Below are 20,246 nucleotides of genomic sequence, written 5' to 3' on the forward strand. Positions count from 1 at the left end.
GTTTTCCTATCATGCCAATCGGATTCTGTGTTGTGGCGGGCGAAGCCTGGCGAGCACTTCGATGGCTGCAGGCAAATGGAGACGCCAACGATGACCGACGCGAAATCCAGCCTTGGCGAGATCCTCAAGGATATTCGCAATCGCAACCGCTGGACCTTGGCCGAAGTCAGCTCCATGACCGGGCTTGCGGTCTCGACCCTTTCCAAGGTCGAGAACAACCAGATGCAGCTCACCTACGACCGCTTGATCCAGCTTGCCCAGGGCCTGAAGGTCGACATCGTCGAGCTTTTCGGGACGATGACGGGCGCGGAAGACGTCCCCAACATGATGGGGCGGCGCACCTATACCAAATCCGGAGACGGTCGGGAGATCGTCACGCAGAACTACGACTATCTCTATGTTTGCACGGAGATTTCCAAGAAATCGATGGTCCCAATCCTAGCGATGGCACGGGCGCGCACGCTCGAGGAATTCGGGCCGCTCATCCGCCACAAGGGCGAGGAGTTTTTCTACGTCCTCGACGGCGAATTGGAACTTCACACCGAGATCTACGCGCCCCTTCGGCTGAAGAAGGGTGATTCCTGCTACTTCGACGCCATGATGGGACACGCCTATTTGAGCGTCAGCGAGGAGCCGGCGCAGATCTTATGCGTTTGCTCGACCCCGGAAACCGAATTGGTCTCCACACTGGCAAACGCGCAGACGATCAAGCTCAAAAGCTGATCGAAACTAAAAAACAAATACGATAAGAAAAAATATTGCACTTAGGAAAATCGTTTCCTAGTCTAGGACTGCGGTGGGTGCCGGGAGGGCATCGCACGCCGCAGTTCTGGGGAGGACGACGAGATGAACGGTTCCAAGTGGAAATCGATCGGCATTGCATTGCTTCTGGCATCGACGCCGCTTTCCGGCGCGATTGCTGCGCAGGACGTGCTGGTGCTGGCGCGCGCGGAAGATCCGCCGACGGCCGATCCAGGCATTGAGATCAGCAACAGCGGCTACACGCTCACTTACGCCGCCTATGAAAGGCTCGTCGCCTATAAGGGCGCCTCGACGGAAGTCGGGCCGGAACTGGCCGAAAGCTGGACTGCCGACGATGCCGGCCTCGTCTGGACCTTCAAGATTGCGGCCGGCCACAAATTCGACGACGGCTCGCCGGTCGATGCCGCCGCCGTCAAATTCAGCTTCGACCGGCTGATGAAGCTGAAGGCTGGCCCGTCCGACGCGTTCCCGGTCTTGAAAGAGGTCGAGGTCGTCGACCCGCAGACCGTAAAGTTTCACCTGACCGCGCCGTTTGCGCCGTTCATTTCAACGCTTGCCGTCTCCGGCGCTGCGATCATCAATCCAAAGGTGATGGAGCATGAGAAGGACGGCGACATGGCGAAGGCCTGGCTCGCCGAGCATACGGCCGGCAGCGGTCCCTATCGCATCGCTTCCTGGGAGCGCAACCAGAGCATCGTGCTCGACAGCAACGAACATTATGCAGGCGCCAAGCCGGCGCTGAAACAGGTCGTGCTCCGCATCGTCGGCGACGTGTCGGCGCGTCGCCTTCAACTGACCAACGGCGATGCCGACATCATCGAACAGATCCCGCTCGATCAGGCCGAAGCGCTGCAGAAGGATGCCTCCGTCGTCGTCGAGAGCAATCCGAGCATGTATGTGAACTACATCTACATGAACAATCGCCAGCCGCCGCTCGACGACGCCAAGGTGCGTCAGGCGATCTCCTATGCGGTCGACTACCAGGGCATCATCGACGGCATCATGCTCGGTCAGGCCAAGCAGATGCGCGGCGCGGTGCCGAGCGGCATGTGGGGCCATGATCCGCAGGGTTTCCAGTACAGCTACGACATCGAGAAGGCCAAGGCGTTGCTTGCCGAATCCGGCAAGGGCGACATCCATTTGACCTATACCTTCTCTCAGGCCGATCCTGCCTGGGAACCGGTCGGTCTGGCGCTGCAAGCCTCTCTCGCAGAAATCGGCGTCAAGCTCGATCTGCAGGCGGTCGCCGACACGACGAAGCGCGAGTTGGTCGCCAACGGCAAGTTCGACATGGCGCCCGGCGCCTGGACGCCTGATTTCGCCGACCCCTACATGTTCATGAACTACTGGTTCGACGCCGGTAAGATGGGCGGTCCGGGCAACCGTTCCTTCTACAACAACAGCAAGGTGACGGGTCTCGTCCAAGAGGCAGCTTCGATCGTCGACGAAGCAAAGCGCAAGGCTCTCTATATCGAGGCGCAGAAGCTTTCGACTGACGACGCGCCATATCTCTACATCATGGAGAAGAACGACATCTTCGCCCGCCGCGCCGCGGTGAAGGGCTATGTCTACAATCCGATGCTGATCCAGGTCTACAACTTCGGAACGATGTCGAAGACGGAGTGAGGAGGAACGGTCAAGCTTCGCTTGACCGACCGCATTCCACGGAACGCCTGCCGCCGGCCCCTGGCCCTGGCGGCAGGGGTTCTTCGTTTCCCAAGCTAGGCCGGGGTTCCCCTGCCGGAAGGGCTGACGTCCATGGCAATCACCCGCATCATTCTTCCGCGTCTGATCCTCTTGCTTTTCGTCGTGCTGGGGGTTGCGGTCATCACCTTCACGATCTCGCATCTCATTCCCGGTGATCCGGCGCGCATGATCGCGGGCGACAGGGCAAGCGCCGAGACGCTTGAAAATGTCAGGCGCAATCTCGGTCTCGACCGGCCGGTCGTCGAACAATTCACCATCTATATCGGCAATCTGCTTCAGGGCGATCTCGGCACGTCGCTCAGGACCAATCGCCCCGTCGCGGCCGATATCCGCACCTTCCTGCCGGCGACGCTGGAGCTCGGCGTGGTCGCGCTTTTCATCGCGATCTGTCTCGGCGTGCCGCTTGGTGTGCTCTCGGCCGTCTACAAGGACGGTCCAATTGATCAGGTGGCACGAACGGTCTCGGTCTGCGGCATCTCGATGCCAGTCTTCTGGTTCGGCCTGATCCTGATCTACGTCTTCTATGCGAAATTCCAGATCCTGCCCGGCAGCGGGCGCCTGGCCATGGGTATTGCGACACCCGAGCGCATCACAGGCTTCCTGCTGATCGACTCGCTGCTGCAGGGCCGTTTCGACGCATTCCGCAGCGCCCTTTACCACATCATCCTGCCGGGCTTCGTGCTCGCCTTTGCCAATATGGGCGTGATCACGCGCCAGATCCGCGCCTCGATGCTCGACGTGCTGCAGGAAGATTACATCCGGACAGCGCGCGCCAGTGGCCTGCGCAAGGGCATGATCATCTTCAACTATGCGCTCAGAAACGCGCTCATCCCGTCGATCACGCTGCTCGGGCTGGCGCTCGGCGATCTGCTCTATGGCGCGGTGCTGACGGAGACGATCTTCGCCTGGCCGGGCATGGGCACCTATGTTGTGACCTCGATCCAGACCCTCGATTTCCCCGCCATCATGGGTTTCACCATCGTCGCATCCATCGGCTACGTGCTGATCAACCTCCTGGTCGATCTCGCCTACATGCTCGCCGACCCGCAGATCAGGGAGGTCTGATCATGTCCGCCGTCATGCCGACAGAGCCTGCCGCGTCGAATGCAGCAATGCGCAGGACCAAGTCCTTTTCCGAGCGGCTGCGCTATTTCTGGTACCTCAGCCGCCGCAGCCCGCTGACGTTGGTCGGCGTCGCGATCATCCTGCTTGTCCTCGTGATGATCGTCGCCGCACCCGTGATCGCGCCCTACAATCCGGACAAGGTGTCACTGACGGCGCGCCTGTTGCCACCGAGTGCGGCGCACTGGTTCGGCACCGACGAGGTCGGCCGCGACCTGTTCTCGCGCGTGATCTTTGGGGCAAGGGCTTCCTGCGGCGCCGCCTTCATGATCGTCCTGATCTCGATGTCGGTCGGGGTGCTGATCGGCTGCTTCTCGGGCGTCGTCGGCGGTCGGGTCGATACCGCCATCATGCGGCTGATGGATGTCGTGCTCGCCCTGCCGGCGCTGGTGCTCGCCATGGCGCTGGCCGCGGCTCTTGGCCCAAGCCTGTTCAATTCGATGCTGGCGGTCGCGATCGTACGCATCCCCGCCTATGTGCGCCTCGCCCGCGGCCAGACGCTGTCGCTGCGCGAGCAGGTCTTCGTCAAGGCGTCGCGCACCTTTGGCGCCTCGCCGTTCTACATCCTGCGCTGGCATATCCTGCCAAACGCCATGTCGCCGATCATCGTCCAGGCGACCCTCGATCTCGGCGGCGTCGTGCTGATTGCAGCCGCCCTCAGCTTCATCGGCCTCGGCGCGCAGCCGCCGACCGCCGAATGGGGCGCGCTCGTCAGCAGCGGCCGCAGCTACATGCTCGACCAATGGTGGTACGCGACCTTCCCGGGCCTGGCGATCCTGATCACGGCCATGGGGTGCAATCTCGTCGGCGACGGCATACGCGATATGCTCGACCCGCGCTTGAGGGGCAGATGATGACGATGGGAACGGCAGAACCACGCGGCCAGGCGCTGGCCATCAACAATCTCTCGCTGGAGTTTCCAACCTTCAGCGGCGCCGTCAAAGCGCTCGACGATGTCACGATCAGCGTCGGCAAGGCTGAGATTGTCGGTATTGTCGGCGAATCCGGCTGCGGCAAGTCGGTGACGACGATGGCGGCAACGGGGCTCCTGCCCAAGGGACGCTACCGCATCACCGGTGGCACCGTCAGGCTCTTTGGCCACAGCACGCTTTCCATGGACGACAATCAGTTGCAGGACCTGCGCGGCAAGGTGGTCTCGACCATCTTCCAGGAACCGATGAACGCGCTGAACCCGACGATCCGTATCGGCAAGCAGCTGACCGACGTCATCATGCGCCACGAGGAAATAGGTCTCGCCGAGGCAAGGCGCGTGGCGCGGGACATTCTTGCCGACATGCTGATCGGCGAACCAGAGCGGGTCATGAACCTCTATCCGTTCGAACTCTCCGGCGGCATGCGGCAGCGGGTGCTGATCGCCATGGCGTTTTCCTGCAACCCCGGCCTGATCATCGCCGACGAACCGACGACTGCACTCGATGTTACCGTGCAGGCGGTGATCCTGCGGTTGATCCAGAACCGGGCGCGCCGGACAGGCACGTCAGTCATCTTCATCTCGCACAATGTCGCCGTCGTCTCGCAGCTCTGCGATCGGCTCTACGTGATGTATGCCGGGCGGATCGTCGAGCACGGCGCGACGCGGACGGTCCTTGAAACGCCGCAGCATCCCTATACCCAGGCCCTGTTGCGCTGCCTGCCGGAGCGGGTCGCGCCGAAGCAGGAACTCGAAGCGATCCCTGGTGCTGTGCCGAACCTTCTCCACCCACCGGCGGGTTGCTACTTCCAGCCGCGATGCAAGGAAGCAGTCGAACAATGTCGAACCCAGTCTCCGCAACTGGTGGGGGCCAGCGGCCAGCAGGTCGCCTGCTGGCGTCGCGGTGCGGCGACCGAACTCGTAGAGCAGGGAGGCCGGCAATGACCGAAGGCGTTGGTACGATAGCGCGGCCGGTGCTCGAGGTTTCCGACCTTCATGTCCGCTTCCCGGCCTCCCGCAACTGGTTGGGGCGGCCCACGTCTTATGTGCATGCGGTCAATGGCGTGACCCTTGAGGTCGGCGCCGGCAAGAGCCTCGGCATCGTCGGCGAGTCAGGCTGCGGCAAGAGCACGCTCGCCCAGGCGATCATCGGGCTTGCGCCTTTTGAACAGGGCAGGGTGGCGATCGACGGCGAGGATTTTCAGAAGGCTCAGGGCAAACAAAAGCGCGCCTTGCGGCAGAAGATGCAGATCGTCTTTCAGGATCCGCAATCCTCGCTCGACCGGCGCCTGCCGGTCTGGCGGCTGATCAGCGAGCCGCTGCACATTCGCGGTGGGCACAGCAGGGCCGAACTGCATGAGAAGGCCGAGGAACTGGCCGTCGCCGTCGGGCTCCGTCCGGAACACCTCGATCGCCTGCCGCACGAGTTTTCAGGCGGCCAGCGCCAGCGCATCGCCATTGCCCGCGCGATCAGCACGGACCCGGAGCTGCTGGTGCTGGACGAGCCGACATCGGCGCTCGACGTCTCGGTACAGGCGCAGATCATCAATCTGCTCTTGAAGCTGCAGCGAGAGCGCGGGCTCACCTATCTCCTGATTTCGCACGACGTCGCGCTGGTGCGCCATTTCTGCGACGACGTCGCGGTGATGTATCTCGGCCAGATCGTCGAATCCGGCCCGGCCGACGAAGTGTTGCGCAATCCCCGCCATCCCTACACGCAGACGCTTCTGGCGGCTGCGCCGAGCTTCGAAAGCCCGCTGCCGGATATTGCGCAGGTGCGTGCGGGCGAGCTTCCCAACAACCGCCATCTGCCGGACGGCTGCTTCTACAAGCAGAGGTGCGACCGGATTGGCGGCGGCTGCGAGGCGGGCCAGGTGCTGCGGCGCCTGAGCGAGAGCGCCCGCCATGTCAGGTGTCACCTGGCGCAGACGTGAAAGCGCAGACGACGCGCCAGATCCGCGCCCGCCGGCCCAGCCGCCGGAACGGCGCGGTGCGGCCTGTGCCATTTGATGCGCAATTTCGATAGTTTGAGAAATATAATTTTCTTATAGGAAAAATAATTTGATTGATATTTCCGACTGTGCAAATTTGTAGCCGCCGCCATCGGGCGGCGCTTGCCAATCGGGACCGCCTTTTCGCGACCCCGCCGCTTGCCGGAGATGAGATTGACTGACCCAACGCTGCTCGACGCCTTTCGTCAGCCTGCGGCAATCGGATGGGCGCGCGGTGACCCTGCGGGTCGATGCCCGCGGACGCCAGACGGCGCGTGTCGCCGGCGAGGCGGCGAACAGAATTTGCTTTGATGACATGAAAGAGGCCTGACATGACCAAGGAAGTTGAATGGGCGCGCATGACCGCGCCGAGCCTGCGCGAAATTGCCGGCAAGCCGGGGGCGCTTGCAATCCTGCCGATCGGCTCGCTGGAGCAGCACGGCCCGCACCTGCCCGTCATCACCGACACCGCGAGCGCATCGGCAGCCGCGATCCGCGCTGCCCGGCTGGTGGCCGACGACATTCCGGTCGCCGTCCTTCCGGGCTTGTGGACTGGCATGAGCGAACATCACCTGCCCTTCGGCGGCACGATCACGCTCGATTACGATACGCTGAGCCGCGTCCTCCGCTGCATCGTCCGCTCGCTGAAGACGCTCGGCTTCCAGCGCCTGTTCATTGTCAATGGTCACGGCGGCAACATGGATCCGCTGGCGGTCGCCGTGCGCGAACTGGCGGTCGAGTTCGCCATGCCGATCGTCGCGACGACGCCGTGGATGCTCGCGACGGAGGAGGCATCAAAGATCTTCGAAGTCGACACCGGCGCCCACCATGCCTGCGAAGGTGAGGCCTCTGTCATGCTGGCGATCGTGCCGGACGCGGTAAAGACCGAGATGTTCGGTCAGGCTTTCGGTAATCAGCAGCACCCGGTCGACGTCCCGGCGGACGTGTCGCGCTTCTATTCCTTCTCCGAGCGCGCGCCGGTTACCGGCACCTGGGGCGATCCGCGCAGCGCAACCGCTGAAAAGGGCGAGCGTTTCCTCGACCTGCAGGCGAGCGAACTGGTGAAGCTGATCCGCAACGACGTGCTCTGGACCAAGCCGGATCCGGTCTGGACCCCCGGCCGCGGGCTCGGCACCACGGCCGGCAGGGCCGAATGATCCTACCGGCGCCATCGGCCGGCACTCGCATTCCATTCGTTTAGGGAGGACAGACCAATGAACGTGAAATTCGCGCGGACGCGCAACACCCTTGTAACGCTCTTCGCTGCCACCATGCTTTCAGGCGCCGCGCTGACGCCGGCCATGGCAAAGACGCTCGTCTATTGCTCGGAAGGCGCGCCGGAAGGCTTCGACGCGGCACTGTACTCGGCTAACAGCACCTGGGACGCCTCGGCCGAGACGGTCTATGACCGCCTCACCGAATTCGAGCCCGGCACCACCAATGTCGTCCCGGGCCTTGCCGAAAGCTGGACCATTTCCGCCGACAATCTCGAATACACGTTGAAACTGCGCGCGGGCGTGAAGTTCCAGACGACGGACGATTTCACGCCGACGCGTGATTTCAATGCAGACGACGTGCTCTTCACCTTCAACCGCCAGATGGACAAGGACGATCCGTGGCATAGCTATTTCGCCGGCGCGAACTGGGAAATGTTCAACGCGATGGAGATGCCGGCGGCGATCAAGGAGATCGTCAAGGTCGATGACAGGACCGTCAAGTTCGTACTGAACCAGCCGGATGCGTCACTGCCGTCCAAGCTCGCGCTGAACTTCGGCTCGATCGTGTCGAAGGAATATGCCGACAAGCTGGCGGCAGACGGGCGGCGCGAGGACCTCGATCGCAAGCCGGTCGGCACCGGACCGTTCCGCTTTGTCGATTACCAGCAGGACGCTGCGATCCGTTTTGCCGCCAATGCCGACTATTGGGATGGCGCGCCGAAGATCGACAATCTCATCTTCGCGATCACCACCGACCCGACCACCCGCATGCAGAAGCTGCAGGCGGGCGAATGCCACATCGCTCCGTATCCGGCACCGGCCGATATCGCCAAGCTAAAGGCAAATCCGGACCTCAACGTCATGGAGCAACCGGGCCTCAACGTTTCCTATCTGGCGATGAACACCCTGGTGGCGCCATTCGACAAGCTGGAGGTGCGCCGCGCCATCAACATGGCGATCGACCGCAAGGCGATCGTCGAGTCCGTCTATCAGGGCATGGGCCAGATCGCCAAGAGCGTCCTGCCGCCGACGATGTGGGGCTATAACGGCGGGATCGAGGGCTATGGCTACGATCCTGAAGCGGCCAAGAAGCTTCTCGACGAGGCCGGCGTCAAGGATCTGAAGATGAAGATCTGGGCAATGCCCGTCAGCCGCCCCTATATGCCGAATGCCCGCCGCGCCGCGGAACTGATGCAGGCGGATCTTGCCAAGGTCGGCATCGGTGTCGAGATCGTCTCCTACGAATGGGGCGAATACCTCAAGAAGTCGCGGGACAAGGCGCGCGACGGCGCCATCATCCTCGGCGGCACGAGCGACAATGGCGACCCCGACAACCTGCTCAGCTACTTCTTCAGCTGCTCAGGCGTCGGCGGCAGCAACAATGCAAACTGGTGCTACAAGCCACTCGACGAGATCTTCCAGAAGGCCCGCGCCAGCTCGGACCAGGGCGAGCGGACGAAGCTCTACGAAGAGGCCCAGGCGATCATCAGCGATCAGGCGCCCTGGGTTCCGATCGCACATTCCACCGTCGTGCTGCCGATGTCGAAAAAGGTGAAGAACTACGTGATGGAGCCTCTGGGCTCGCATCGCTTCGACAAGGTCGACATCGAGGAGTAACCCGCCCGATCCGGGCTGGGCGCGAGCTCGATTTTCTCGCGTGACTTAGGCGGGCGTTCGTCCCGTCCCGCCCGAGGCGCTGGAGATTTCACTCTCCAGTGGTCCCCGGGGGCGGGTGAACGACCGCGACAATGCCCGGCTGGCGGCGGCCAACGGCAGGGCGTTGATCGGCCTGTTCCAGTGACTACATCTTGCAACTCCCCAGTGTGGAGCGCAGCGGATAAAGAGCCGTGCGCCCTGTACGGAACCGCGGAATACCCGAAGCGAGGAAGTCTGCGCCTGCCGAGGCGCCGCCGGTTGGCGAAGTGTTGCTGCTCACCCGACCGGTGCTAGGGGACAGTACAACCGGGCGTGTCGAGATCAGAAGCGGAAGTTCAGGCCCGTCTTGATCGCGTGATTGACCAGATTGTTCGAGCCCTTCACGCCACCGATCGCGGAGTCCACGCCGTTGAAGCGGGTCTGGGTATATTCGACCTTGCCGGAGATGTTTTCGGTAAATCCCATCTCTGCGCCCGCACCATAGGTCCAGCCCGTGTGCCAGCGATCGCGTGAGGTTAGGTTGCCTTTGCCCTCGAAGCGGGCGGTGGTGACGCCCACCGTGCCGTAAAGCAACACGTTGTCGAGTGCGTAGCCCGCCTTGGCCCTGGCCGTACCGCTCCAGGTCTGCTGCAAGGCGCCGCCTTTGCCAACCTGGTACTGCAAGCCGCCGGCGCGCGCCGCCTCGATCTCACCACCGATCACGAAATCGCCGAACTGTTGATTGTAGCCGACCTGGACGCCGCCGTTGATCTTGTTCTTGCTGCCCTTCTGGTTCGAGGAGCCGGTGCCGATGTGGCCGCCCGCATGGGCCCCCGTCCAACGATCCACATTGGCAAAGTCGACGCCCGAATTGTTGAAATCAGCGGCCTGTGCGGTCGAAGCGGCTGCGGCAACGGTCAGAGCAAGCGCGGCCGTCTTGAAGTTGAGTGTCATCGATCGTTTCCTTTATTGTCGCGGACCGGTCCGGCCCGTTCAATGCGATCGGTTTGCCTCATCTGCTTGCAGGTTCCACGCAGAGTTCATCCGGTTTTCATGGAGAGAGTAAGCTTTGCGAGCCTCTGCTCCCGCAGTCTGTCGGCAAGGCGATTTCGAAGGTCATGCCGCCGAACTCGTTTCGCCTCGCGCTGGTCGAACCTCCATGGGCCTCGGCGATCGCGCGAACCACCGATAGGCCGAGACCGCTGCCGCCGCTCGCCCGGGATCGGGAGTCATCCGCGCGCCAAAACCGATCAAACGCGTGCTCGATGTCGATGTCGGACATACCAGGGCCGGAATCCTGGCATTGGAAGATTGCCTCCGAACCTCTCATCTTCGCCACGATGGAGAGCCGGCTTCCAGACGCATAGCGGGTGGCATTGTGCATGATCGCAAGCAAGGCCTGTCGCACTTTGCCGCGATCAAGCATCATCGGCGCCCGACTGAGGTTGAGCGATACCGGCATCCCGGCCTTGTCGAACTCGCCGAGCATCGCGGCTACGGCGGTCTCGACCTCTTCGCCCATGTCGCCTGGCTCCAACCGGAGCTCCAGCCGCCCTACATTCGAGAGCGCCAGGATGCGGAGATCCTCGACGATGCCGGTCAGGTGATCGATCTGACCGATCAAGCCATCGTAAAGCTCGGTGGTTGGCTTGAAGACGCCGTCGCGCATTCCCTGCAGGCGGCCCCGCAGCACCGTCAGCGGCGTTCGCAGCTCATGGGCAATGGCGTTGTTCTGGTACTGCAACTCCTTCTCTGCGTTCTCCAGCAGTTCAGCCATCCGGTTGAAATGGTCGATCACATCGTCGACCTCCCCCAGTCGTCTTGATCGAACGGGCACGCGGGTGGAGAAATTTCCCATCGCGATCGCCTTTGCGGCATCGCGGATGAGCACCAGTGCGTTCACGATCCGGTGGCTGAGGCGACCGCCGATGATCGCAGCGATGATGAGGCTGACGATGAGCACTGCGGCCATAACCAGGAGCTCGAACAGGGTGACCGGCTCGAGGACCGCGTCGGGGTGCGTCAGATAGAGGACGTACATGTAAATGAACGATCCCGACGTCAGCACCCCAATGGTGGCCGTCACCGCCAGAAACATGTGTTTCGTCAGCAGCCAGCTGAAGCCTCCGATCGCCCATTCCCGTTTCCTGGGACGGCTGCCCGGGGTTGGGCCGAAGGTAAGGTCTGTCGTTTGGGGATCGCTCATGGTGGTTCTCGGAGTTTCTCTGCAATCAGCGGTGCAACCGGCAGGCACAGGATTCGTTGAGGCCGTGTGTGGGTTGCGTGGAGAGAGCGCCGAAATCGGAGGAGCAATCGTTCGAGGGACTTAGCTTGTCCGGCGCCATCACGGCCGGCGGCATCGGTTTGCGGTGCTTTGCAAAGAATCTGTCGGGCAAACGCACAGGTTGCAGGTTGTCCTGCCGGGAGCGCGCGCAGGTAGGTTTGTTGGGGCGTCTAGCCGGTAACCTGCAGGGCCGGGACCCCATCTGCAGACAGGAGGCATCACCCATTGCAGACCCTTGCAAAGATTCTTGCATTGCCATTATTGACGGCACGGAAAATTGCAGGAACGATGGATCCTGCAAATGAACTTGCGGGGACGTCATGACGATACTCGATCGCATTAAGACGCATTCCAGGCGGCTTACCGATGCGGATCAGAAGCTGATCACCACCATGCTGGAAAACCGGGCGGAGGCCGCGTTCCTGTCGGGCCCGCAGCTTTCCCAGCGCGCCTCCGTTCATGAGGCCACCGCCACCCGGCTGGCGCAGAAGCTTGGCTACAAGGGCTTTCCGGACCTTCGCGCGCAGCTGCAGCGCGAGGTGCTGGACGATCAGGACGCGGCCAACCGCATGCGCCGCTCGGTCTCGAAGGTCGAGCATGGCGACTACCTGACCGATCTGATTGCGGCCGAGATCAGCGCGCTCGAAACGCTCGCCCGGTCCGTCGAGCAGACGGATATCGACAGGGCCGCGGACATGATTTTTTCCGCACGTCGCGTCTTCATCTTCGGGCAGGGGCATGCGCAATCCGTGGCCGGCTTCCTGCAGCGTCGCCTCGATCGCTTCGGCATGACCACGATCCAGCTGACGGGGCGCGGCCGGGACATCGCCGAGCGCCTGGTCAGCATGGAGGCAGGCGACCTCATCGTGGCGCTTGCCTTTCGCAAACAGCCGCAAAGCTACGCCCCGCTGATGCGGCATGCGACACGGGTCGGTGCGCCCTCGATCCTCGTTTCCGATCTGGTCGGGCCGCTGATGGAGCCCGCTGCCGATCTGATGCTTGCAGCGCCGAGGGGACGCTCGGGCAGCGAGTTTCAGACACCGACGATCCCGTTTGCGATCGTCAACGCCATCGTGCTGACGATCGCCGGCCGCCACCAGGGGCAGGTGATCGGCAGGCTGGAGAAGCTGTCGGAGTTGTTCAACGACTTCGACTAGAGCGCCTGCGTTCACAGGAACGCACAAAGGACGTTCTAATACTTTGATTCTAGAGCATCTTTCCGCCCGCAAGTGATCCCACTTGAAGGCAGGATGCTCTAGCGGGGAACTATAAAGGGAGGAGAACGAAATGCTGAAAAAACTGACCAGTGCCGCACTTGCCGCATGCTTTGCACTGCCATCCTTGACGATGGCGTCCGATCTCGACGGGCTGACGCCGCAGCAACTGCTGCCGCTCGCACAGAAGGAGGGAAGCGTTACAGTCTTCTCGTTGTCGAGCCGCATCGCCAAGATCGAAAAGGCCTTCGAAGAGACCTATCCGGGCATCGACCTCATCGGTCTCGACATGAGTTCGACCAAGCAGATCGCGCGTGTCGAAGCGGAGCAACAGGCCGGTGTGCATGCTGTCGACGTGCTCTATATCGCCGATACGCCTGTCGTGTTCACCAAGCTTCTGGAGGGGAAGCGGATCGTGAACTATGTGCCGCCGCGGGTCGCGAACGAACTGGAGGATCGCTACAAGGCGCCGCTCCTGACCCAGCGCCTCTCCACCAAGGTGCTGATGTACAACGAGAAGGCGTTTCCTGATGGTTCGCCCGTCAGTAATCTCTGGCAGCTCACCCAGCCGGAATGGCAGGGAAGGGTGCTGATGGTCGACCCGAGCCAGCGTGGCGAACTTCTCGATCTCCTGACCGAGATCGCGCTGCATCCGGACGAAATGGCCGCCGCCTACAAGGCCCATTTCGGCAAGGATATCGAAGTCGAAAGTGATCTTCAGGGCGCCGGCGAGCAGTTCATCAAGGACCTCTTCGCCAACGACCTGATCCTGGTTCCCAACAGCGACGTGCTCAACAAGTCGGTGGGAGACGTCAACGCCAAGAGCCCGCCCGTCGGTTTCGGCACCTATTCCGACCGTCGTGATAACGAGAAGGAGGGCTGGGCGCTGCAGATCGCCAACAATGTCGAGCCGGCCAACGGCATCCTGTTTCCGGCGGTACTGACGGTCGCAGACAAGGCGCCGCATCCGGCGGCCGCTCGGTTGCTGATCGACTTCATGTTCGGCGACGATACGCCGACCGGCGGGGCGGGCTTCGAGCCCTTCAACGTCCCCGGCGACTACGCGACCCGCAAGACCATCGCCCACCATCCGGACTCGGTGAAGCTCGATGACTTAAAGGCCTGGACGATCGACCCGGCAAAGACGGCCGCCGCGCGCGGGCGCATTGCCGACCTGATCATCACGCTCCAGTAACGGAAACCGTCTGTCGGCACGCTTTTCCAAAACGCGTGCCGACAGACGCCGAGGCTCTGACATGACATCCCTATCGATATCCGCACCATCGGGCAGCCGGCTGCTCCGATCGGGCTTCCTCTTGCCGGCAATTCTCGTCGCCATAGTCGCGATCCTGGTCGTCGCTCCGCTCTTGCGCATCCTCTTCACGACGCTGACGCCTGAGGGCATCGCGGCCTGGAAGGCCGTGCTCGCCAGCCCGCTCTCGGCCAACCTCTGGTGGCGGCCGCTCCTCAATACCATGATCCTCGGCTTCAGCGTCGGCGCCGGCTGCTTGCTCATCGGCGGCTTCCTTGCCTGGCTTGTGGTGCTGACGGACGTGCCGGGCCGCCGCTTCCTCGGCCTGATGGCGTCGCTGCCCTACATGATCCCGAGCTTTGCCGCAGCCCTTGCCTGGGGCACGCTGTTTCGCAACTCGCGTCTCGGCGGTTCGGCCGGCTTCTTCGAGACCAGCGGCCTTGCCATTCCCGACTGGCTCGCCTGGGGGCTCATCCCGACGGCGATCGTGCTGATCGCGCACTATTATTCGCTCGCCTATACGATCATCGCCGCGGCCTTGAGTTCGGTCGGCGCCGATCTCGTCGAGGCAGGCCAGATGGCCGGCGCCAAGCGCCCGCGCATCTTCTTCGGCATCATCCTGCCGGTGGTCACGCCGGCGCTGATTGCCGCGGCATCGCTGACCTTCGCCGGTGCCGTCGCCAATTTCGCGGCACCCGCTTTGCTCGGCCTGCCGGTGCGGATGCAGACGCTTTCTACCCGTCTCTTCGGCATGATCGAGACCGGGCAGAACGAACGCGGCTTCGTGCTTGCGCTGCTGCTCATTGCAGTGTCGGCACTGTTCCTGTGGCTCTCCGATCGTATCGTCTCCGGTCGCAAGGCCTTCATCACGGTGACCGGCAAAGGCGGGCGGACCAAACGCTTCCCGCTTGGCGCCTGGCGCTGGCCACTCTTTGCCATCGCCGTCATCATCGGGTTTCTGACCACGGTGCTGCCGGTCCTCGTGCTGGCCGCGTCGAGCCTGGCACCGCAGAGCGGCGCGCTGTTTTCCAACTGGACGCTGCACTTCTGGATCGGCGAAGGTGGCGGCGAGATGGCGCAGGGGCAGGCGGGTATCTTCCGCAATCCGGTGCTGATCGACGCGATCTGGAACACGATCCGTCTCGGGCTGGTCGTCGCCTTCACCACGATGCTGCTCGGTCTTGGGCTGGCCTATACCATCGTCCAGCGCCGCGGCAGCCTGCTCGCGACGCTGCTGAGCCAGCTTGCTTTCCTGCCGCTTCTGGTGCCGAGCATCGCCTTTGCCGCGGCCTATATCGCGCTCTTCGGCGCGCCGATCGGGCCGCTGCCTTCGCTCTACGGCACCTTCGCCCTGCTGGTCATCGCGGCATCGGCGCACAATCTGCCCTTTGCCGTGCAGTCGGGGCGGTCGGTGCTGGGCCAGATCTCCGCCGACATCGAGGAAAGCGCCCGGCTGACGGGTGCGGGACTGATCCGTCGCCTGTTCGCGATCATCTTTCCCCTCGCGATCCGGGGCCTCTTTGCCGGCGCGATCCTCGTCTTCGTCAAGATGGTGCGGGATCTCTCGCTGGTCGTGCTGCTGTTCACCGCCACCTCGCCGGTCTTGAGCATGGTCGCCTATCGCTATGCTGCGGAAGGCTTCCTGCAGTTCGCCAATGCCATCACCCTCGTCATCCTCGTCGTCTGCCTGGCTGCCTCCTTCGTGGCCCACAGCCTGCAGAACCGTGTCCAGAAATGGAAAGCACCATGAATGCTTTAGCAACCGGCACTGCGGACGCCATCAAGATCCGCAGCCTCGTCAAACGCTTTGGCGCCTTTACCGCCGTCAAGGACGTCAACATCTCGGTACCGGCGGGGTCCTTTCTCGTGCTCGTCGGCCCCTCGGGTTGCGGCAAGTCGACCCTTCTGCGCATGCTGGCCGGGCTTGAAAGCCCGAGCGAAGGCGAAATCGCCTTCGTCGGGCAGACCGTATCGAGCGGCGCGGGCGGCGTCATTGCCGACGCCGGCAAGCGCAACGCCGGGCTCGTGTTCCAGAGCTATGCGCTCTGGCCGCACATGACGGTCGCCGGCAACATCGCCTGGCCGCTGAAAGTCGCCAGATGGCCGCGCGACAAGCGCGAGCAGCGTGTGCGGGAAGTGCTTTCGCTTCTCGGCATCGACACGCTTGCCGAACGGTATCCGGCCGAGATCTCCGGCGGCCAGCAGCAGCGCGTGGCGATCGCCCGCACGATCGCGCCACAGCCGAGCATTCTTTTGTTCGACGAGCCGCTGTCGAACCTCGATGCCAAGCTGCGCATCGAGATGCGCAGCGAGCTGATGCGCATCCACCGGGCGACGGGGGCGACATCGGTCTACGTCACGCACGACCAGGTCGAGGCGATGACCATGGCGACCCATGTCGCCGTGCTCAACAACGGCCGCGTCGAACAGTTTGGCAAGCCGATCGATCTCCTGCGCAATCCGCAGACCACCTTCGTTGCGACCTTCCTCGGCACGCCGCCGGCAAACCTGATACCGGTGCACCGCGCCGGCGACGGCCTCGTCTTCGGCGATATGGTGCTCGCGCCGGCTTCCGTGGCGGCCGGCCGCGACGATGCGCAACTGCTCTACCGTGCCGAAGACGTCAGCGTCGGCGCGGTCGCCGGAGCACCGTCGCTTATGGCCCGCTTTGCCGAAGCAGCACCGATCGCGGGCCGAACCATGGTGACCGCCATGGTCGGCGGCCTGCGCGTTACGGCCATGGCCGACAGCTACTTCACCGCCACACCGGGGGAGCCGATCCCCCTTTCCTTCATTCGCACCCCCGATGCGGTTTTCGCCGCCACCGGAGAAAGGATCCAACAATGAGGCTCATCCTCATGCGCCACGGCGAAACCCAGTGGAACGCCGAACAACGCCTCCAGGGACAGGACAACTCGCTCCTGTCCGAGCGCGGGGTCGCGCAGGTGAGGCGGTTCCGCCCCTACGCCAAGGCGTTGAAGCCGGTTCGCATTATCGCCTCCGATCTCGGCCGCACCCGGCAGACGGTCGCCCTCATCGGTCACCCGGACGCGCCGACCGACGAGCGCTTCCGCGAATTGGACATGGGCGAATGGACGGGACGGCGCAAGCCGGATCTGATCGCCGAGCGGCCGGAAGAATATGCCGCATGGCGCGCTGGTACGTTCACGCCGGCCAACGGCGAAACCTGGGGCGCCTTTCGCGGCCGCGTGGCCGAAGGCGTGCATGACTGGATGTCGCGCACCGAAGGGGACCTGCTCGTGGTTGCCCATGGTGGCGTGGTGCGCGCCGCCTGCCACGAATTCCTCGATCTTCCCCCGTCGCGCGTCGTCCCCGTCACGCCGGGGACGGCGACCATCCTGCATTTCCCGCGGCGCGGCAGCATGACCGCGCAGCTGGAGGGCTACAACATCGGATCTGTCGCACCCGACGACTTCGTCGCCGACTGATACTTGCGGCGAGGGGCATGAGATGAACTCCGGAACATTCGTTATCCTGGAACTTCTGGGCGGCGTGGCGCTGCTTCTGTGGGGCGTTCGCATGGTGCGCACCGGCGTCATGCGCGGCTGGGGCGACCGGCTGCAGCGCTTTGTCGAAGAACGCCTGTCGAACCGGCTTACCGCCTTCGGTGGCGGGGTCCTTGCGACCGCCGTGCTCGGCAGCGCCACGGCCATGGCGCTGATCGTTGCCGGGCTTGCGGGCGCCGGTGCGATTTCGGCCCAGACCGGGCTCGCCGTCCTGCTCGGGGCGGATATCGGCTCCGCGCTCGTCTCCGGCCTCTTTGCCTCCGGCTCGTCGCTTGCCGGCGTGCTCGCTCCGCTGTTTCTCCTGACCGGATACATCGCATTCAGCGTATCCGGCGAATTCCGACCGCGTAACGCCGGCCGCATCCTGATGGGCCTCGGGCTGATGCTGATGGCCTTGAAGGTGATCGTGTCGGCGACCGCGCCACTGCGCGAAGCCACGCTTTTCCACGATGTCCTGCAGGCGGTCGCGACGGAGCCCGTGCTTGGCTTCCTCGTCGGTGCAATGCTTGCATGGCTGTTCCACTCGACGCTTGCCGTCATCCTGCTCGTCGCCTCGCTCCTGATGAACGGCAGCCTCGAAGTCGCCGGCGCCGTCCCGCTTATCCTCGGAATCAATTTCGGCGGCGGACTTCCGGCGGTCAGCGCCACGCTCGACCAGCCGCCATCTGCCCGCAAGCTGCCGGTCGCCAATCTCTTCTGCCGCGGGCTTCTGGCCGTGTCGCTGCTGCCCTTCGCGCGGCAGATCGTCGATATTGCCGGCCGTCTACCCACCGATCCGTTGCATGTCGCGGTCGGTCTTCACGTCACCTTCAACCTGGTCGTTGCGGCCGTGTTCCTGCCGCTGTCGTCGTTCGTCGTGAACCTTGTGGAACGGCTTGTCCCGCCAGCGCCGGTCGTTGGCGATCCCTTGACGTCTCCGCGCTATCTCGACAGCATGTCGCTGGAGACGCCGGCAATCGCGCTCAGCAATGCAACGACCGAAACGATCCGCATGAGCGAATTGCTGGAGCGCATGTTCCGGATGGCGCTGACGTCGTTACAGGCCGGCAGGCTCGAAAATCTGAAGGAACTGCTGCCCGTGGATGCACGGCTCGGCAATTACATGGCGTCGGTGCACGCCTATCTCGGACAATTGACACAGGACGGGTTGCCGGCCGGAGAGACGAGCAGAGCCCATGAGATCATGTTGTTTGCGAGCAATCTCGAACATGCGGGCGACGTCATCAAGCTAAGCCTTGCCGATCGCATCAGGGCGAAAATCAAGCAGAACATCCAGTTCACCGTCAGCCAGCGTGCGGCGATCGAGGCTCTCTCGGAGGTGATCGTGGCCTCGTTGCGATTGTTGCCTGCGGCCCTCTCCTCCCGCGACGTCGCGGCCGCATCGCGGCTCGCGGCCCAAAAGGACCGCTTCCGTGAACTCGAAGATGAAATCGTGCGCCGGCATCTTGGCGGCGAGCATGTGGAGACGGCGGCCGGTGCGAGAGACAATGCCCTCTTCATCGACCTCGTGCGCGACCTCCACCGGATCAATTCCGATATCGCAGCCGCCGGTTATCCGCTGGTGCAGGCCGCAGGCCTGTTGAGCAGCAGCCGAATTCTCAACGTCGGAGCGGTTGCCGGTGCGAGATGATCGCAAAGGCGATGTCGATCGGCCAGGCGCTGCTAGAGCTTGGCTGAGACCGCTGTCGCCGCCTCTCGGATAGTCTGCATCAGCAGAGAAAGGGCGAGCGGCGGCACCGCGTCGGCGCGCATGGTCAGGCCAACAGGACCTTTCGTTTCGCTTGTGTCGATCGGCAGGATTGCGATCGTGCCATCGTCGACATCGGCGGCGACGACGCCGGCGGAGATGATCCAGATCGCATCGCTCGCCCGCACGAAGGCCCGGCCGAAGGCGTCGGACACTGTCTCGATCTGGTTCGGCAGACTGGCAATACCATTTGTGATCAGGAAGCGCTCGACGAAGGGGCGGATGATCGAGGCGCGTGTCGGCATCAGGACCGGGAAGTCGGCGAGCCGCGCAAAGGTGGAATGGGCGCCGGCAAGCAGCGGATGTCCAGCCCTGACGGCAAAGACCACCTGTTCCGAGTAGAGATGCTCGAAGGAAAAGCCGGTCATCTTTTCCGGTGCCGCAAGCCGCCCGACGACCAGATCGAGATCGCCGACGCGCAGCTGTTCGAGGAGGACTGCATTCTCGCCGGTGACGATCTTGATGCGGGCGCCGGTCTCCTCCTTGAGAAACAGCGTCATGGCGTGCGGCATGATGCGTGTCGAGACGGTTGGCAGCGCTCCGATGCGGACCGGAACGCCGTCGCCGGACCGTTCCTGCGAGACCGAATCGAGCCCTTGCCGAAGCGCCGTCAGCGCCGCACCGGCGTGGCGCAGGAACACCTCGCCATAGCGTGTTATCTTGATGCCGCGCCCGTCGCGCTCGAAGACCGCGACGCCAAGCACCTCTTCGAGTTCGCGGATCGTCTTGGTCACGGCCGGCTGGCTGACATGCAGCAGCTCGGCCGCCTTCATCACGCTCTTCTGCCGGGAGACCTCGACAAATGTCTGTAGATGGCGAAACTTGACCCGGGCGTCGATCATGGAATTCATAACCCT

At 63.3% G+C, this 20,246-nt stretch carries 17 protein-coding genes; 14 read left to right on the forward strand and 3 right to left on the reverse strand.

Annotation, left to right across the window (positions count from 1 at the left end):
• Nucleotides 1-90 precede the first annotated feature (90 nt).
• The 8 genes from ASD01_RS26765 to ASD01_RS26800 all read left to right on the forward strand — a co-directional run bounded on the left by ASD01_RS26765 (nucleotide 91) and on the right by ASD01_RS26800 (nucleotide 9,347).
• A complete protein-coding gene (locus tag ASD01_RS26765; RefSeq protein ID WP_034801861.1) occupies nucleotides 91-723 on the forward strand; it encodes a helix-turn-helix domain-containing protein in 633 nt (210 codons plus the stop codon).
• 123 nt (nucleotides 724-846) lie between these two features.
• On the forward strand, nucleotides 847-2,388 hold the full coding sequence (locus ASD01_RS26770) for an ABC transporter substrate-binding protein (RefSeq protein ID WP_034801826.1): 1,542 nt from the start codon (nucleotides 847-849) through the stop codon (nucleotides 2,386-2,388).
• A gap of 132 nt (nucleotides 2,389-2,520) precedes the next feature.
• Complete coding sequence (locus tag ASD01_RS26775) at nucleotides 2,521-3,534, forward strand: ABC transporter permease (RefSeq protein ID WP_034801824.1); 1,014 nt, start codon at nucleotides 2,521-2,523, stop codon at nucleotides 3,532-3,534.
• Between the two features lie 2 nt (nucleotides 3,535-3,536).
• Complete coding sequence (ddpC, locus tag ASD01_RS26780; RefSeq protein ID WP_060520890.1) at nucleotides 3,537-4,445, forward strand: D,D-dipeptide ABC transporter permease; 909 nt, start codon at nucleotides 3,537-3,539, stop codon at nucleotides 4,443-4,445.
• Nucleotides 4,442-5,467 carry an ABC transporter ATP-binding protein gene (locus ASD01_RS26785; protein ID WP_082584699.1) on the forward strand — a complete coding sequence of 342 codons (1,026 nt, stop codon included), beginning with the start codon at nucleotides 4,442-4,444 and terminating at the stop codon, nucleotides 5,465-5,467. Before ddpC ends, ASD01_RS26785 begins: the two co-directional genes overlap by 4 nt.
• Nucleotides 5,464-6,456 carry an oligopeptide/dipeptide ABC transporter ATP-binding protein gene (locus ASD01_RS26790; RefSeq protein WP_060644737.1) on the forward strand — a complete coding sequence of 331 codons (993 nt, stop codon included), beginning with the start codon at nucleotides 5,464-5,466 and terminating at the stop codon, nucleotides 6,454-6,456. Before ASD01_RS26785 ends, ASD01_RS26790 begins: the two co-directional genes overlap by 4 nt.
• A 389-nt stretch (nucleotides 6,457-6,845) precedes the next feature.
• Entirely contained in the window at nucleotides 6,846-7,670 is an 825-nt protein-coding gene (locus ASD01_RS26795) for a creatininase family protein (protein WP_060644739.1), read from the forward strand.
• Between the two features lie 57 nt (nucleotides 7,671-7,727).
• Entirely contained in the window at nucleotides 7,728-9,347 is a 1,620-nt protein-coding gene (locus tag ASD01_RS26800; protein ID WP_082584700.1) for an ABC transporter substrate-binding protein, read from the forward strand.
• Between the two features lie 360 nt (nucleotides 9,348-9,707).
• On the opposite strand, the gene ASD01_RS26805 is transcribed toward ASD01_RS26800, so the two are convergent.
• On the reverse strand, nucleotides 9,708-10,319 hold the full coding sequence (locus ASD01_RS26805) for an outer membrane protein (RefSeq protein ID WP_060644742.1): 612 nt from the start codon (nucleotides 10,317-10,319) through the stop codon (nucleotides 9,708-9,710).
• A gap of 97 nt (nucleotides 10,320-10,416) precedes the next feature.
• Nucleotides 10,417-11,571, reverse strand: a complete 1,155-nt coding sequence (locus ASD01_RS26810) for an ATP-binding protein (RefSeq protein WP_060644744.1) — start codon at nucleotides 11,569-11,571, stop codon at nucleotides 10,417-10,419.
• Nucleotides 11,572-11,969: 398 nt separating this feature from the next.
• Here ASD01_RS26810 and ASD01_RS26815 point away from each other — a divergent pair, with 398 nt between their 5' ends.
• The 6 genes from ASD01_RS26815 to ASD01_RS26840 all read left to right on the forward strand — a co-directional run bounded on the left by ASD01_RS26815 (nucleotide 11,970) and on the right by ASD01_RS26840 (nucleotide 19,272).
• A complete protein-coding gene (locus ASD01_RS26815) occupies nucleotides 11,970-12,806 on the forward strand; it encodes a MurR/RpiR family transcriptional regulator (protein WP_063891251.1) in 837 nt (278 codons plus the stop codon).
• A 130-nt stretch (nucleotides 12,807-12,936) separates the two neighbouring features.
• On the forward strand, nucleotides 12,937-14,058 hold the full coding sequence (locus tag ASD01_RS26820) for an ABC transporter substrate-binding protein (protein WP_060644746.1): 1,122 nt from the start codon (nucleotides 12,937-12,939) through the stop codon (nucleotides 14,056-14,058).
• 61 nt (nucleotides 14,059-14,119) lie between these two features.
• On the forward strand, nucleotides 14,120-15,865 hold the full coding sequence (locus ASD01_RS26825) for an ABC transporter permease (RefSeq protein WP_060529787.1): 1,746 nt from the start codon (nucleotides 14,120-14,122) through the stop codon (nucleotides 15,863-15,865).
• On the forward strand, nucleotides 15,862-16,962 hold the full coding sequence (locus ASD01_RS26830) for an ABC transporter ATP-binding protein (RefSeq protein WP_060520903.1): 1,101 nt from the start codon (nucleotides 15,862-15,864) through the stop codon (nucleotides 16,960-16,962). Before ASD01_RS26825 ends, ASD01_RS26830 begins: the two co-directional genes overlap by 4 nt.
• A complete protein-coding gene (locus tag ASD01_RS26835) occupies nucleotides 16,959-17,564 on the forward strand; it encodes a histidine phosphatase family protein (protein WP_034801808.1) in 606 nt (201 codons plus the stop codon). The genes ASD01_RS26830 and ASD01_RS26835 overlap by 4 nt, the downstream gene beginning before the upstream one ends.
• A 22-nt stretch (nucleotides 17,565-17,586) precedes the next feature.
• Nucleotides 17,587-19,272, forward strand: a complete 1,686-nt coding sequence (locus ASD01_RS26840) for a Na/Pi cotransporter family protein (protein ID WP_060529789.1) — start codon at nucleotides 17,587-17,589, stop codon at nucleotides 19,270-19,272.
• Nucleotides 19,273-19,304: 32 nt separating this feature from the next.
• Here ASD01_RS26840 and pcaQ read toward each other — a convergent pair whose 3' ends face one another.
• Nucleotides 19,305-20,231, reverse strand: coding sequence for a pca operon transcription factor PcaQ (gene pcaQ / locus ASD01_RS26845; RefSeq protein ID WP_034801846.1), 927 nt, complete (start codon nucleotides 20,229-20,231; stop codon nucleotides 19,305-19,307).
• Between the last annotated feature and the right edge of the window lie 15 nt (nucleotides 20,232-20,246).

This window comes from Ensifer sp. Root423, from assembly GCF_001426275.1.
GTDB lineage: Bacteria > Pseudomonadota > Alphaproteobacteria > Rhizobiales > Rhizobiaceae > Ensifer > Ensifer adhaerens.